14 protein-coding genes are annotated in these 12,757 nt (G+C 34.5%); 13 read left to right on the forward strand and 1 reads right to left on the reverse strand.

Annotated features, from left to right (window positions below; genetic code table 11):
- The first annotated feature begins 103 nt into the window (after positions 1-103).
- The 11 genes from hemA to AB3G36_RS04170 all read left to right on the forward strand — a co-directional run bounded on the left by hemA (position 104) and on the right by AB3G36_RS04170 (position 9,987).
- Positions 104-1,360 carry a glutamyl-tRNA reductase gene (hemA, locus tag AB3G36_RS04120; RefSeq protein WP_367756283.1) on the forward strand — a complete coding sequence of 419 codons (1,257 nt, stop codon included), beginning with the start codon at positions 104-106 and terminating at the stop codon, positions 1,358-1,360.
- Positions 1,360-2,286 (forward strand): hydroxymethylbilane synthase, encoded by a 927-nt coding sequence (hemC, locus tag AB3G36_RS04125; RefSeq protein WP_367756285.1) that lies wholly within the window; start codon positions 1,360-1,362, stop codon positions 2,284-2,286. The genes hemA and hemC overlap by 1 nt, the downstream gene beginning before the upstream one ends.
- Entirely contained in the window at positions 2,286-2,978 is a 693-nt protein-coding gene (locus tag AB3G36_RS04130) for a uroporphyrinogen-III synthase (RefSeq protein WP_367756286.1), read from the forward strand. Before hemC ends, AB3G36_RS04130 begins: the two co-directional genes overlap by 1 nt.
- A gap of 62 nt (positions 2,979-3,040) precedes the next feature.
- Positions 3,041-4,066 (forward strand): uroporphyrinogen decarboxylase, encoded by a 1,026-nt coding sequence (gene hemE / locus AB3G36_RS04135; RefSeq protein WP_367756288.1) that lies wholly within the window; start codon positions 3,041-3,043, stop codon positions 4,064-4,066.
- 6 nt (positions 4,067-4,072) lie between these two features.
- Complete coding sequence (locus tag AB3G36_RS04140; protein WP_367756290.1) at positions 4,073-4,453, forward strand: hypothetical protein; 381 nt, start codon at positions 4,073-4,075, stop codon at positions 4,451-4,453.
- Complete coding sequence (gene hemF, locus AB3G36_RS04145) at positions 4,453-5,355, forward strand: oxygen-dependent coproporphyrinogen oxidase (RefSeq protein WP_367756292.1); 903 nt, start codon at positions 4,453-4,455, stop codon at positions 5,353-5,355. Before AB3G36_RS04140 ends, hemF begins: the two co-directional genes overlap by 1 nt.
- A gap of 80 nt (positions 5,356-5,435) precedes the next feature.
- Complete coding sequence (hemB, locus tag AB3G36_RS04150) at positions 5,436-6,431, forward strand: porphobilinogen synthase (RefSeq protein WP_367756294.1); 996 nt, start codon at positions 5,436-5,438, stop codon at positions 6,429-6,431.
- A 97-nt stretch (positions 6,432-6,528) separates the two neighbouring features.
- Positions 6,529-6,936 (forward strand): c-type cytochrome, encoded by a 408-nt coding sequence (locus AB3G36_RS04155; RefSeq protein WP_367756296.1) that lies wholly within the window; start codon positions 6,529-6,531, stop codon positions 6,934-6,936.
- A gap of 168 nt (positions 6,937-7,104) precedes the next feature.
- Complete coding sequence (locus tag AB3G36_RS04160) at positions 7,105-7,575, forward strand: methylated-DNA--[protein]-cysteine S-methyltransferase (RefSeq protein ID WP_367756298.1); 471 nt, start codon at positions 7,105-7,107, stop codon at positions 7,573-7,575.
- 73 nt (positions 7,576-7,648) lie between these two features.
- Complete coding sequence (locus AB3G36_RS04165; RefSeq protein WP_367756300.1) at positions 7,649-8,362, forward strand: 3'-5' exonuclease; 714 nt, start codon at positions 7,649-7,651, stop codon at positions 8,360-8,362.
- A gap of 185 nt (positions 8,363-8,547) precedes the next feature.
- The gene (locus AB3G36_RS04170) at positions 8,548-9,987 is read left to right on the forward strand and encodes a nucleoside recognition domain-containing protein (protein WP_367756302.1); all 1,440 of its coding nucleotides are present in this window, start codon (positions 8,548-8,550) and stop codon (positions 9,985-9,987) included.
- Between the two features lie 350 nt (positions 9,988-10,337).
- Here AB3G36_RS04170 and tatA read toward each other — a convergent pair whose 3' ends face one another.
- On the reverse strand, positions 10,338-10,520 hold the full coding sequence (tatA, locus tag AB3G36_RS04175) for a twin-arginine translocase TatA/TatE family subunit (protein ID WP_367756304.1): 183 nt from the start codon (positions 10,518-10,520) through the stop codon (positions 10,338-10,340).
- Between the two features lie 212 nt (positions 10,521-10,732).
- Between tatA and AB3G36_RS04180 the strand changes: the two genes are divergently transcribed.
- Positions 10,733-11,224: a peptidase gene (locus AB3G36_RS04180; protein ID WP_367756306.1), complete on the forward strand. Its 492-nt coding sequence runs from the start codon at positions 10,733-10,735 to the stop codon at positions 11,222-11,224.
- A 41-nt stretch (positions 11,225-11,265) separates the two neighbouring features.
- Positions 11,266-12,753 (forward strand): GH3 auxin-responsive promoter family protein, encoded by a 1,488-nt coding sequence (locus tag AB3G36_RS04185; RefSeq protein WP_367756307.1) that lies wholly within the window; start codon positions 11,266-11,268, stop codon positions 12,751-12,753.
- Positions 12,754-12,757: the final 4 nt, after the last annotated feature.

The following is a 12,757-nucleotide window of genomic DNA, read 5'->3' on the forward strand; positions in this document are numbered from 1 at the left end:
TTTAGAAATAAAAAAACACAGAGCGACACAAATAGTACTTACAGCGTTACTTTTATAAAGACTATAGTGATAATTTTGTTCGACTTTCTGGAAAAGTATTAATATGAAAAATAATAACCTTTCAAAGCATCACTATTTTTATTCTGTTGGTCTAAGCTATAAAAAAGCGGATGCCGAGATGAGGGGTAAATTCAGCTTAGATACTTTAGCAAAAACACGTTTGCTAGAACAAGCAAAAACCGAAGGAATCGAGAGTTTAATTGTTACTTCGACTTGTAACCGAACCGAGATTTACGGATTTGCAGAACACCCTTTTCAATTGATAAAATTGATTTGTGAAAATAGTAATGGAAGTGTTGAAGAGTTTCAAAAAGTAGGTTTTGTCTATAAAAACCAAGAAGCAATAGGTCACATTTTTAGAGTAGGAACTGGATTAGACAGTCAGATTCTAGGTGATTTTGAAATTATATCTCAAATACGATCCAGTTTTACGCAATCAAAATCGATGGGATTAGCTAATAATTTCATGGAACGATTAGTAAATGCAGTGATTCAAGCGAGCAAAAAAATAAAAAACGATACCGAAATTAGCTCCGGAGCAACTTCGGTTTCTTTTGCGGCGGTTCAATATATCATCAAGAATGTTGAAGATATTGGAAACAAGAACATTTTATTATTTGGTACAGGAAAAATAGGTAGAAATACATGTGAAAACTTGGTTAAACACACTAAGAACGAGCACATCACACTTATCAATAGGACCAAAGACAAAGCAGAAAAACTAGCAGGAAAGCTAAATTTGATTGTTAAAGATTATTCGGAACTACACTTAGAATTACAAAAAGCGGATGTTGTTGTAGTTGCTACGGGTGCTCAAAACCCAACTGTAGATAAGGCAATTTTAAACTTAAAAAAGCCGATATTGATTTTAGATTTATCAATTCCTAAAAATGTAAATGCTGATGTAGAGGAGTTAGAAGGAGTTACACTAATTCACATGGATTATTTGTCGCAATTGACAGATGAAACCTTGGAAAATAGAAAGAATCATATTCCTGCAGCCGAAGCAATCATTGAGGAAATCAAAGAAGAATTTAATGTTTGGACCAAAGGGCGAAAATTTGCACCTACGATTCACGCATTGAAAGAAAAACTGAATGCAATCAAGAACTCAGAACTGAATTTTCAAAGTAAAAAAATAGCCGATTTCAACGAGGAACAGGCCGAAATTATAAGCGCCAGAATCATCCAAAAAATAACGACTCACTTTGCCAATCATTTAAAAGATGATGACACCATGGTGGATGAAAGTATTGAATGGATTGAGAAAGTTTTTAAAATTGGTGCGACAGTAAAATAATGGCAGAAAAGACAATAAGAATAGGAACTCGCGATAGCGAATTAGCACTTTGGCAAGCACACACCGTAGAGAAAAAGTTAAACGATTTAGGCTATAAAACTAAAATTGTAGCGGTAAAATCTACAGGAGATATTATTCTTGACCAGCCACTTTACGAATTAGGAATTACCGGAATTTTCACAAAAACTCTGGATGTCGCCATGATTAATGGCGATGTGGATATTGCGGTACATTCTATGAAAGATGTTCCTACGGCTTTACCTAAAGGAATTGTACAAGCTGCAGTTCTGGAAAGAGCAAGTACTTTAGATATTTTAGTACATAAAGGCAATCTTGATTTTCTAAATGGAGAAGGAACTATTGCAACGGGTAGTTTGCGTCGTCAAGCACAATGGTTGAATAAATACCCCACACATAAAGTAGTTGATTTACGTGGTAATGTAAATTCCCGTATGAAAAAATTAAATGAAAGCAACTGGAACGGAGCTATTTTTGCAGCAGCAGGGCTAGAGCGTATTAATTTGAAACCAGAGAATTTCATCAATTTAGATTGGATGATTCCTGCTCCAGCACAAGGCGCTATGCTTGTGGTTGCTATGCAAGAAGATGCTTTTATACTGGATGCTTTATCACATTTAAATGATATTGAAACCGAAATTGTAACCTATATAGAACGCCAGTTTCTTAAAACTTTAGAAGGAGGCTGTACAGCACCAATTGGAGCTTTAGCTAGATATAATGAAGAGGAGGACACCATTCATTTTCAAGGTGTTTTATTTTCGCTTGACGGAAAAGAAAAGATTGAAATCGATAAAATTGTTCCTATCGAAGAATGGAAGAAATTAGGGTTTTACTCGGCACAAGAAATTCTTATTACTGGCGGAACAAAATTGATGACCGAAATTAAAAAAACTTTGAAAAAATAATGAGCCAAACAAGCATTTTATCTACCAAAACATTGTCGGAAGAACAAAGGCAAGTATTTCTTGATGCTAATTTTGATCTTTTGGAACAAGATTTTATCGAAATTAAAAACAACCTTTTTGAACTGAATACCATTAACAACAACTTGATTTTTAGCAGTCAAAATGCAGTGTTAAGTTTGATGGAACAAACGGGTTGGGAAGTTCTAAAGACGAAACCTGTTTTTTGTGTAGGAATTAAAACCAAAGAATTACTAGAAGCAAATGGTTTCACTGTTGATGTGTATTTAGATTACGCATCTGAATTGGCTGAAATTATTACTTTAATTTACAATAAGGAAAGCTATACTTTTTTAAGCGGAAATTTGCGTAAAGAAACTTTGCCAGAAGCATTAAAAAGCGCTGGAATTACTTTTAATGAAATAGAAGTTTACGAAACCAAGTTAGCGCCTTTCAAAATATCAGAGCAAGAGAATTTTGATGCGATTATGTTCTTCAGTCCATCTGCTGTTGAAAGTTATTTATCGAATAATAAAATCAAAAAAGAATTCTGCTTTTGCATAGGGAGTACAACAGCTGCTGCACTAGAAGAGAAGAAAATCAAAAATATAGTAATTCCTGAAGTACCTACTATCGAAGAGGTAATTTTCGAAGTAATTCAGCATTACACACCAATGCCTGAAGAAGGTAATTAGAATAAACAAAACAAGATAAACCATCAGCTAAAAGCCACAAGCTACTAGCCAATAGCAAGAAAATGATAAAAAACGACTTATTTTTAAGAGCATTAAAAGGAGAAACAGTACAACGTCCGCCAGTATGGATGATGCGTCAAGCTGGTAGATATTTGCCTGAATTTATCGCATTGCGTGATAAATATGATTTTTTTACTCGTTGTCAAACTCCAGAATTAGCTGCCGAAATCACGGTTCAGCCTATTCGTAGAATTGCTCCAGATGCAGCGATTTTGTTTTCAGATATCTTGGTGATTCCACAAGCAATGGGAATTGATGTGGAGATGAAACCTAATTCCGGTCCATATTTACCAAATCCTATTCGTACGATTCAAGATGTGGAAAAAGTAATTGTTCCTGATGTTCACGAAACTTTAGGATACGTTTTTGATGCGATTAAATTGACAAAAGAAATGTTGAACGATGAGGTGCCTTTAATTGGTTTTGCAGGTTCGCCTTGGACAATTATGTGTTATGCTGTAGAAGGACAAGGATCTAAAAGCTTTGATAAAGCGAAAGGTTTTTGTTTCTCACATCCAGAAGCAGCACATGTTTTACTACAAAAAATCACTGACACCACTATTTTATACCTAAAAGAAAAAGTAAAAGCGGGCGTAAATGCCGTTCAAATCTTTGACTCTTGGGGCGGAATGTTATCACCTGTTGATTATCAAGAATTCTCTTGGAAATACATCAACCAGATCGTTGAAGCATTGGCCGATGACGCTCCGGTTATTGTTTTCGGAAAAGGATGTTGGTTTGCTCTTGGCGAAATGGGAAAAAGTCGCGCTTCCGCATTAGGAGTAGACTGGACTTGTTCTCCAAGAAATGCGAGATACCTTTCAGGAGGAAACATCACGTTGCAAGGAAATTTTGATCCTTCAAGACTATTATCTCCAATTCCGGTGATCAAGAAAATGGTTCATGAAATGATTGACGAATTTGGAAAAGACAAATACATCGTGAACTTAGGTCATGGTATTTTACCAAATATTCCTGTTGATCATGCGAAAGCATTTATCGATGCAGTGAAAGAATACAACCAATAATAGCAGATGCTAAATAAAGGATTAAGAGACGAAAAGAAAGTAAAGATTGACAATATGTTAAGTACTTTACTTTCTTTGGTTTTTGTACCCAAATTTTGGAATATTGAAGACACGAGTTTAATCGATAATCAATTGACGGATTTCGATTTAACAACTGTGATTTTAGATCAAATTGAAGAAAAAGACTTGATTTTATTGTTAGATAAGTACGAAATGGATTGGACTCAAAAAGAACAATTCGCTGATTTTTTAATCGGGTATTCTATCAATAATCTATTTGATTTTTCTGGAAAAGCCATTGCTGTTTATAATCACATTCAAATGGATAGCAAGACTTTTTCATTTGAGATATTTAATAAAATAGCTACTGCAAAAGCAAATTTATAATGAAAAATAAATTCTTCACATACATACAAAACTTACAAGACATCATCGTCGCAGGATTAGAAGCAGTTGATGGTCAAGCCAAATTCAAAGAAGACTTATGGGAACGCCCAGAAGGTGGAGGAGGAAGAACCCGTGTAATCGAGAACGGGAACGTTTTTGAAAAAGGAGGTGTCAATATCTCAGCTGTTCACGGGAAATTGCCTGAAGCCATGCAAAAAATGTTCAATGTAGGCGAAGCTGATTTTTTTGCCTGTGGATTGAGTTTGGTTCTACATCCCAAAAGTCCAATGGTGCCAACGGTTCATGCCAATTGGCGCTATTTCGAAATGTATGATGAGAACGGAAACGTGATTCAGCAATGGTTTGGTGGCGGACAAGATTTGACACCTTATTATTTGTTTGAAGAAGATGCAATTCATTTTCACCAAACCTGTAAAACCGCTTGTGACAAACACAATCCGGAGTTCTACCCAAAATATAAAAAACAATGCGACACGTATTTCTGGAATGCACATCGCAATGAAGCGAGAGGAATAGGCGGATTATTTTTCGATTATTGCAAAGAAACAGAAAGTATGAAAATGCAAGATTGGTTCAATTTCGTATCCGAAGTAGGTAATAGTTTCTTGCAAGCGTATGTTCCAATTGTAGAAAAAAGAAAAGATATAACTTATACTGCTGAACAAAAAACTTGGCAAGAAATTCGTCGTGGTCGTTATGTCGAGTTCAATTTAGTGCACGACAAAGGCACTTTATTTGGCTTAAAAACCAACGGTAGAATAGAAAGTATCTTGATGAGTTTACCACCGCATGTGCAATGGGTGTATGATCATCATGCGGAAGCGGGAAGTGAAGAAGAGAAATTAGTAAACGTATTAGAAAATCCAGTAGATTGGCTTTAATTTATTTTAAATTCTGAATTTTAAATTTTAAATGGGTTTAACTTTAAACTTTTAAACCTGAAACTTTAAACTAAAAATATATGTTCCCATTACAAAGAGGCCGAAGATTAAGAACCAATGAATCTATTAGAAGTTTGGTTCGCGAGACAACATTAAGTCCGTCCGATTTTATGTTTCCCATGTTTATAGCTGAGGGAGATAACTATGAAGTTGAAATATCTTCCATGCCAGGAATCTTTCGTCGTTCGATCGATTTAACGGTAAAAGAAGTGCAAGAAATATATGCTTTAGGAATTCGTGCAGTTAACATTTATGTGAAAGTCAGCGAGAACCTAAAAGACAACACAGGAAAAGAAGCTTGGAATCCAAACGGACTGATGCAAGAAGCCATTCGTGCGATCAAAACCGCTTGTCCAGAAATGATTGTGATGCCTGATGTAGCTTTGGACCCGTATTCTATTTATGGACACGACGGAATTATTACAAACGGCGATGTAGAAAACGACTCAACCAATGAAGCTTTGGTAAAAATGGCAGTTTCTCATGCTGAGGCTGGAGCCGATTTTGTGGCGCCATCAGACATGATGGATGGACGCGTTTTGCGTTTACGTCAAGGTCTAGATGCAGCTGGTTTTCATAATGTGGGAATCATGAGCTATTCGGCTAAGTATGCTTCGGCATTTTACGGTCCGTTTCGTGATGCTTTAGACAGCGCACCACGCGAGTCTGATGTGGTAGTTCCAAAAGATAAGAAAACGTACCAAATGGATTATGCTAATCGCATCGAAGCAATCAAAGAAGCGCTTTGGGATGTCGAAGAAGGGGCTGATATGGTTATGGTAAAGCCAGGAATTGCTTATTTAGATATTGTTCGTGAAGTAAAAAATGCAGTAAATGTTCCCGTAACAGTGTACCATGTTTCTGGTGAATATGCCATGATTAAAGCCGCTGCCGAAAGAGGTTGGTTGGATCATGACCAAATCATGATGGAGCAATTAATGTGCATCAAAAGAGCAGGAGCAAGCTTAATATCAACCTATTTTGCCAAAGAAGCTGCGATACTTTTAAACAAGTAAAATAACACTTTTATTGATTTTACTTATTTTTTAATCCTGATTTTTTGGTTCTATTTTAAAAAAATAAATTATTTTTGAGAAAACTAAAAAAACTGAAATGAAAAAAGTAGCAATAATTGCAATCGCATTTTTAGCATTTGCTTGTAAAAAGCAAGAAGCAGAACCAACTGAGAAAAAGGTTGAATCAAAAGAAGCTGTATCTGAAGGAATGCCAGCTCAAGATCAAACACCAGAAGAATTAGGTGAAGTATTATTTAAAGGCAGAGGAACTTGTGCCTCATGTCATAAACTGGATACGAAATTAATTGGACCAAGTTTTCAAGAAATTGCCAAAATGTACAAAGAGAAAAATGGTAATATCGTTGATTTTCTTAAAGGAAAAAGTGAAGCAATCGTCGATCCTGCTCAATTTGCAGTAATGCAACCTAATCTTGTTCTAACCAAAACAATGACAGATGATGAATTAAAAGGACTAGAAGCATATATCTATTCTACTTTAAAATAAGAAGCTAATCCCGCTATACGCTATATCTCAAGTGGCGAACACCGCCACATGAGGATGCCGCTACTATCGGGGCTAAAAAGCAAGAACCATTCGTTAAAGCGAGTGGTTTTTTTATTTAAAACTAGAATGCAAAAATAGTATGTATTTTGCATCTCATAATTAGTAACTATGGAAAAAGCCTATATCAAAACACCACTGGGTATCGCAACAATTATTGGAGATGAAAACGGAGTTTCAGTAATTTCAGTTGCTGACGAAGGGGAGGTTTTAAAAGAGATTCCAGCAGTTTTACAAGAAGCTGTCTCACAACTCAATGCCTATTTTTACGGAGAAAGAACCAGTTTTGATTTTAAACTCAACCCAAAAGGAACTGATTTCCAAAAGAAAGTATGGAACGCATTATTAGAAATCCCTTATGGGAAAACCAAAACCTATCTGGAACAGTCCAAGCTTTTGGGTGATGTCAAAGCCATTCGCGCAGTAGCCTCCGCCAATGGAAAAAATCCACTTTGGGTTGTTGTTCCCTGTCATAGAGTCATCGGTTCTGATGGTTCTCTTACTGGTTATGCTGGTGGTTTGTGGCGTAAAAAATGGTTATTGGAACACGAAAACCCTTCTGCTCAGCAAAGTTTGTTTTGATAATTTGAGTCAATAAACACAAGTTGTATTATATTTAATTAAATTCGTGAATTCGCGGCTAAACTTAAGATAAATGATAGAAAAAATCAACCTCAATAACATTTTGTTTCTGGATATTGAAACAGTCCCAGAAGCCGAAGATTATAACGCCTTAGATACCGAGTTGAAAGACCTTTGGGAGCATAAAACCCAATACCAACGCAAAGAGGAATATACTCCTGAGGAATTTTACGATCGAGCAGGTATTTGGGCCGAGTTTGGTAAAATTGTTTGTATTTCAGTTGGTTTTTTTGCTAATAAAGGGGATATTCGAAACTTTAGAGTGACTTCCTTTTTTGGAGAAGAAAAGAAAATCCTAAACGATTTCAATAATTTATTAAACAATCATTTCAATCAAGCACAGCATGTTTTATGTGGTCATAATGCCAAGGAGTTTGACATTCCGTTTCTAGCCCGTCGCATGATTATTAATCAAATTGCCATTCCTAATAAGCTAAATCTTTTTGGAAAAAAGCCATGGGAAATCCCGCATTTAGATACCTTAGAATTATGGAAATTTGGCGATTATAAGCATTTCACTTCTTTAAAATTATTGTGTAAAGTGCTGGGGATTCCTTCGCCCAAAGGCGATATTGACGGTAGTCAAGTGGGACATGTTTTTTATGTTGATAAAGATATTGATCGCATTGTGACCTATTGTGAAAAAGACACCATTGCCGTTGCTCAAATTTTTCTTCGTTTGCGACGTGAAGATTTGTTGATTGATGAGGAAATTATACATGTTTAAAATAGCACAACAATCCAGAGTCTTTTAAACCATTTAGAATTTAAGAATCATTTAGTTTTTAAGCTTAATTTTCTAAATATCTTAATGTTTAAATTATTTATTAGAATTTTAGTTCTTAGTGCTCTTCGCGAAAACCCTTTGTGTACTTTGCGGTTAAATATTTACATTTACAAAAATTATAGATTATGGTATTGAGTAGATTTTGGTTGGTGATCTTTATTTCATCGATTGTTTTTATTGTGGTGAGTTTATTTTCTGGGAACAGTTACACTATTGATTTTGTGCTAAACGGTAAGAAAGACGATCCTATTTTAATTTCCGAAAAATACATAGACCAATTGCCTGCTTTTATAAAAGACAGCATCGCCAGCGCACCAGATAAAAGGATGGTGATTAACAATATCGCTTCTAACCCTGATACTACATACGTTTATTCGGCTAAAACCGTAAAAATTTATAGTGGCGTTCAAAAATCAGATGGTTTATTACCCACTTGTAAAAGCACATTAATCGATTTGGTTCTTCCATTGATGGCTTATTTGGCTTTTTTCTGTGGCTTGATGGAGCTTCTAATTATTTCTGGAGCTTCGGGAAAACTAGCCATTGTTTTGAGTCCTGTTTTTGTAAAAGTGTTTCCAAGTATCCCAAAGAATCACCCTTCGATTTCCTATATGACTTTAAATTTTGCCGCAAATTTCTTAGGATTGGATTCGGCGGCTACTCCATTTGGTTTGAAGGCGATGGAAAGTTTACAGGAACTCAACCCTGAAAAAGACAAAGCCAGTGATGCCCAAATTATGTTTATGTGTTTACACGCTTCGGGATTAACCTTAATTGCGACTTCAATTATAGGGTATAGAGCGGCTGCTAATGCAAGCAATCCTGCCGATGTGATGTTGCCTTGTATTATCACTTCTTTTATTGGTACAATTGCCGCTTTTTTAATTGTGGGAATCAAACAAAAAATCAATTTCAAAAGCGCTTCTTTAGTTGTGGCTTTGATTACCTTGATTGCTGCTATTATTGGTTTATTGATGTACATCAACCACTTAGATTTAATAGGTAAAAATTATTTTACGGCTAATCTTTCAAGTATGATTTTGATTGCTATTATAGCGTTTACTCTGATTTTTTCGTTTATCAAGGAGAAGAAATTTTCTGATGCCAATACCACTGTTTTTGATGCATTTGTAGTAGGAGCCAATAATGGAGTCAAAACGGGAGTAATTATTTTTCCTTATGTTTTGGGAATGCTAGTTGCTATTTCACTATTTAGAAATAGTGGTTTATTTGAAATAATAAGTAATTGGATTGCTTTTATTTTCTCTAATATGGGTGTTAATAAGCAAATTACGGATGCGTTGCCAGTAGCGATGTTAAGACCCTTTAGTTCTGCAGGGTCAAGAGGGTTTTTAATTGATTCTATGAATACTTTTGGTGCCGATTCTTTGACCGGAAGATTGAGTAGTATTTTTCAGTGTAGTGCCGAGAGTACTTTCTACGTGATTGCTGTTTACTTTGGATCTGTAAATATAAAGAACACCCGTTATGCCTTGCAAACCATGTTGCTAGTTGATTTTATATGTGTAATTACAGCTATTTTTGTGGCAACTTGGTTTTTTTAGAACCAAATAAAAATGAATCGATTACTAAGTAAACTGTTTTTTTGTGGGTTGGGAACCTGTGTATGTGGTTTTACTATGGTGGAAAAAAATCAATGGAAAACGTCGCTAAGGAGGATAATAAAACTTTAGGACTAATTGTAACAATGACTATAGGATTGTTAATTTATTTTTCTTTCTTTTGAAATATACAATTGAGACTGTTTTATAAACTATTAAAAACTTAAAAAATGTCAAAATACACTAAATACATAGCAATAGCTTTGGTAATTCTTTTTTTACTTACCAGTTTGATAAGTTAAAAAAAATATCTGTTTTAAATAAAAAAAGTCCCGATACTATCGGGACTTTTTTTATTTTTTTTCGTTTTCAGTATCTTCTTTTTTATCAGATGGCTGATCTTCTTTTGCGGCATTTTTAAATTCTTTAATTCCGCTTCCTAAACCTTTCATTAGTTCAGGAATTTTTTTACCTCCAAAAAGTAATAAAACCACTGCTAATATAACTAGGATTTCTGTAACACCAAATCTTCCCATGATTGAATAATTTATGCCGAAGCAATTTGTAATAAATCTAAGAGCAAAGGTAATTAGAATAAGTTAATATGAATTGATTTTATTTCAATTATTTAATTATGATAAAGTTAAAAATTTATTAAAATAAATCAGAATAAGGATTTAGGCGTTAGTAACTGGCCAAAGTGCTTTCAATGACTTTAATTATTATATTTGTATGATAAAGCATAAATATGTCAAGAAAAAGATTAAAAAGAAAAAAACTCCATAATAAATTATTCATAAAAAACCGATTGGTTATTTTGAATGAAGATACTTTTGAAGAGATTTTTTCAATGAAACTAAATCTGATGAATGTCTTCGTTGTTGCTTCGGTTGGCGCTATTTTATTGATAGGAATTACTACGTTTATTATTGCTTTTACTCCGCTAAGAGAATTTATCCCTGGCTATTCTTCCTCAAAACTAAAAAAAGACGCGACTGAATTATCTTTAAAATCAGATTCATTAACTTTAGCCTTAAAGAAAAATGAGGCCTATATTCTCTCCATTCAAAAAGTGCTTAATGGTCAATTAGAATATGCGAAATTCAACAAAGATTCCATTCTTGTATATAGTGAAGATACAATCCCGAAAGGGAAGTTATCTGCTTCAAAAGAAGAATTAGAACTGAGAGAACAAGTGGCAAAAGAGGAAAAAAAACAGACTTCAAAAAAATCGAAATAAAATAGACAATACGTTTATATTATAAAGAACCCAAATTAAAAATGTCGATAAAATCAGCTGCTGCAAAGTTATTTGCTAAAAAAATATATAAAGAAACACAAACCTGGGTTTCAAATCCTGTTGCGAGTCAAAAGACTGTATTTATGGATTTAATAAAAGAAGCCAAGCAAACAGCGTTTGGAATTGACCATCATTTTGATACAATAAAAACGGTTGAAGATTTTGCAAACCAAGTTCCCATTAGGGATTATGAGGACTTAAAACCCTACATTGAAAAAGTAGTAAAAGGAGAAGAAAACATTCTCTGGAAAGGGAAACCGCTTTATTTCGCTAAAACTTCAGGAACGACTTCAGGAGCTAAATATATTCCATTAACTAAGGAATCGATGCCTTTTCATATTCAAGCGGCTCGAAATGCTATTTTGCATTACATTCACGAAACAGGTAAAGCTGACTTTGTTGATGGAAAGATGATTTTCCTACAGGGAAGCCCAATTTTGGAAGAAAAAAACGGAATACAATTTGGAAGGTTATCAGGGATTGTAGCGCATTTTGTTCCGAAATATTTGCAAAAAAACCGTATGCCTTCATTAGAAACCAATTGTATTGAAGATTGGGAAACCAAAATTGATGCCATTGTTGGGGAAACGTTTAATGAAAATATGACCGTAATTTCAGGAATTCCTTCTTGGGTTCAAATGTATTTTGAGCGATTAGAACAAAAAGGAGGAAAGAAAGTAGGAGATATTTTTAAGAATTTTAATTTGTTTATTTACGGTGGGGTGAATTATGAACCCTATAGAGCAAAGTTTGAAAACTTAATAGGTAGAAAAGTAGACAGTATTGAATTATTCCCTGCATCGGAAGGGTTTTTTGCCTACCAAGATTCCCAAAAAGAAAAAGGAATGCTACTGCTTTTAAAAGCGGGTATTTTTTACGAATTTGTAAAAAGCGATGAATTTTATACGGAGAAACCAAGGCGATATACGATTGGTGAAGTCGAGCTTGGGGTGAATTATGTTCTAATTATTTCTACTAATGCGGGTCTTTGGGGATATAATATAGGAGACACGGTTCAATTTACTTCATTAAAACCGTTTAGAATTATTGTTTCTGGGAGAATCAAGCATTACATTTCGGCTTTTGGAGAACATGTCATTGGTAAAGAAGTCGAAAATGCCTTACAAGAAGCGATGGAAGGAACAAATGTTCGTGTCAATGAGTTTACTGTAGCGCCACAAATCAATCCTGCTAGCGGATTACCCTATCATGAATGGTTTATTGAATTTGAAAATGAACCAGTAAACTTGATCACTTTTGCGGAAGCGATTGACGAAGCTATGCGAAAACAAAACATTTACTACGACGATTTAATAAGAGGAAACATTTTACAAAAAGTGGTAATAACAAGGGTTGCTAAAAACGGTTTTCAAGAATATATGAAATCGATTGGGAAACTAGGAGGTCAAAATAAAATACCAAGACTTTCTGATAATCGAGATATCGTAGCGCTTTTGGATAAAAAATAAAAAT

Source organism: Flavobacterium sp. WC2430 (assembly GCF_040822075.1).
GTDB lineage: Bacteria > Bacteroidota > Bacteroidia > Flavobacteriales > Flavobacteriaceae > Flavobacterium.

What these genes read in the sequence shown, in the direction of transcription:
- hemA (WP_367756283.1), top strand. Translation starts at nt 104, where the DNA reads ATGAAAAATAATAACCTTTCAAAGCATCACTATTTTTATTCTGTTGGT.
- hemC (WP_367756285.1), top strand. Translation starts at nt 1,360, where the DNA reads ATGGCAGAAAAGACAATAAGAATAGGAACTCGCGATAGCGAATTAGCA.
- AB3G36_RS04130 (WP_367756286.1), top strand. Translation starts at nt 2,286, where the DNA reads ATGAGCCAAACAAGCATTTTATCTACCAAAACATTGTCGGAAGAACAA.
- hemE (WP_367756288.1), top strand. Translation starts at nt 3,041, where the DNA reads ATGATAAAAAACGACTTATTTTTAAGAGCATTAAAAGGAGAAACAGTA.
- AB3G36_RS04140 (WP_367756290.1), top strand. Translation starts at nt 4,073, where the DNA reads ATGCTAAATAAAGGATTAAGAGACGAAAAGAAAGTAAAGATTGACAAT.
- hemF (WP_367756292.1), top strand. Translation starts at nt 4,453, where the DNA reads ATGAAAAATAAATTCTTCACATACATACAAAACTTACAAGACATCATC.
- hemB (WP_367756294.1), top strand. Translation starts at nt 5,436, where the DNA reads ATGTTCCCATTACAAAGAGGCCGAAGATTAAGAACCAATGAATCTATT.
- AB3G36_RS04155 (WP_367756296.1), top strand. Translation starts at nt 6,529, where the DNA reads ATGAAAAAAGTAGCAATAATTGCAATCGCATTTTTAGCATTTGCTTGT.
- AB3G36_RS04160 (WP_367756298.1), top strand. Translation starts at nt 7,105, where the DNA reads ATGGAAAAAGCCTATATCAAAACACCACTGGGTATCGCAACAATTATT.
- AB3G36_RS04165 (WP_367756300.1), top strand. Translation starts at nt 7,649, where the DNA reads ATGATAGAAAAAATCAACCTCAATAACATTTTGTTTCTGGATATTGAA.
- AB3G36_RS04170 (WP_367756302.1), top strand. Translation starts at nt 8,548, where the DNA reads ATGGTATTGAGTAGATTTTGGTTGGTGATCTTTATTTCATCGATTGTT.
- tatA (WP_367756304.1), bottom strand. Translation starts at nt 10,520, where the DNA reads ATGGGAAGATTTGGTGTTACAGAAATCCTAGTTATATTAGCAGTGGTT.
- AB3G36_RS04180 (WP_367756306.1), top strand. Translation starts at nt 10,733, where the DNA reads ATGTCAAGAAAAAGATTAAAAAGAAAAAAACTCCATAATAAATTATTC.
- AB3G36_RS04185 (WP_367756307.1), top strand. Translation starts at nt 11,266, where the DNA reads ATGTCGATAAAATCAGCTGCTGCAAAGTTATTTGCTAAAAAAATATAT.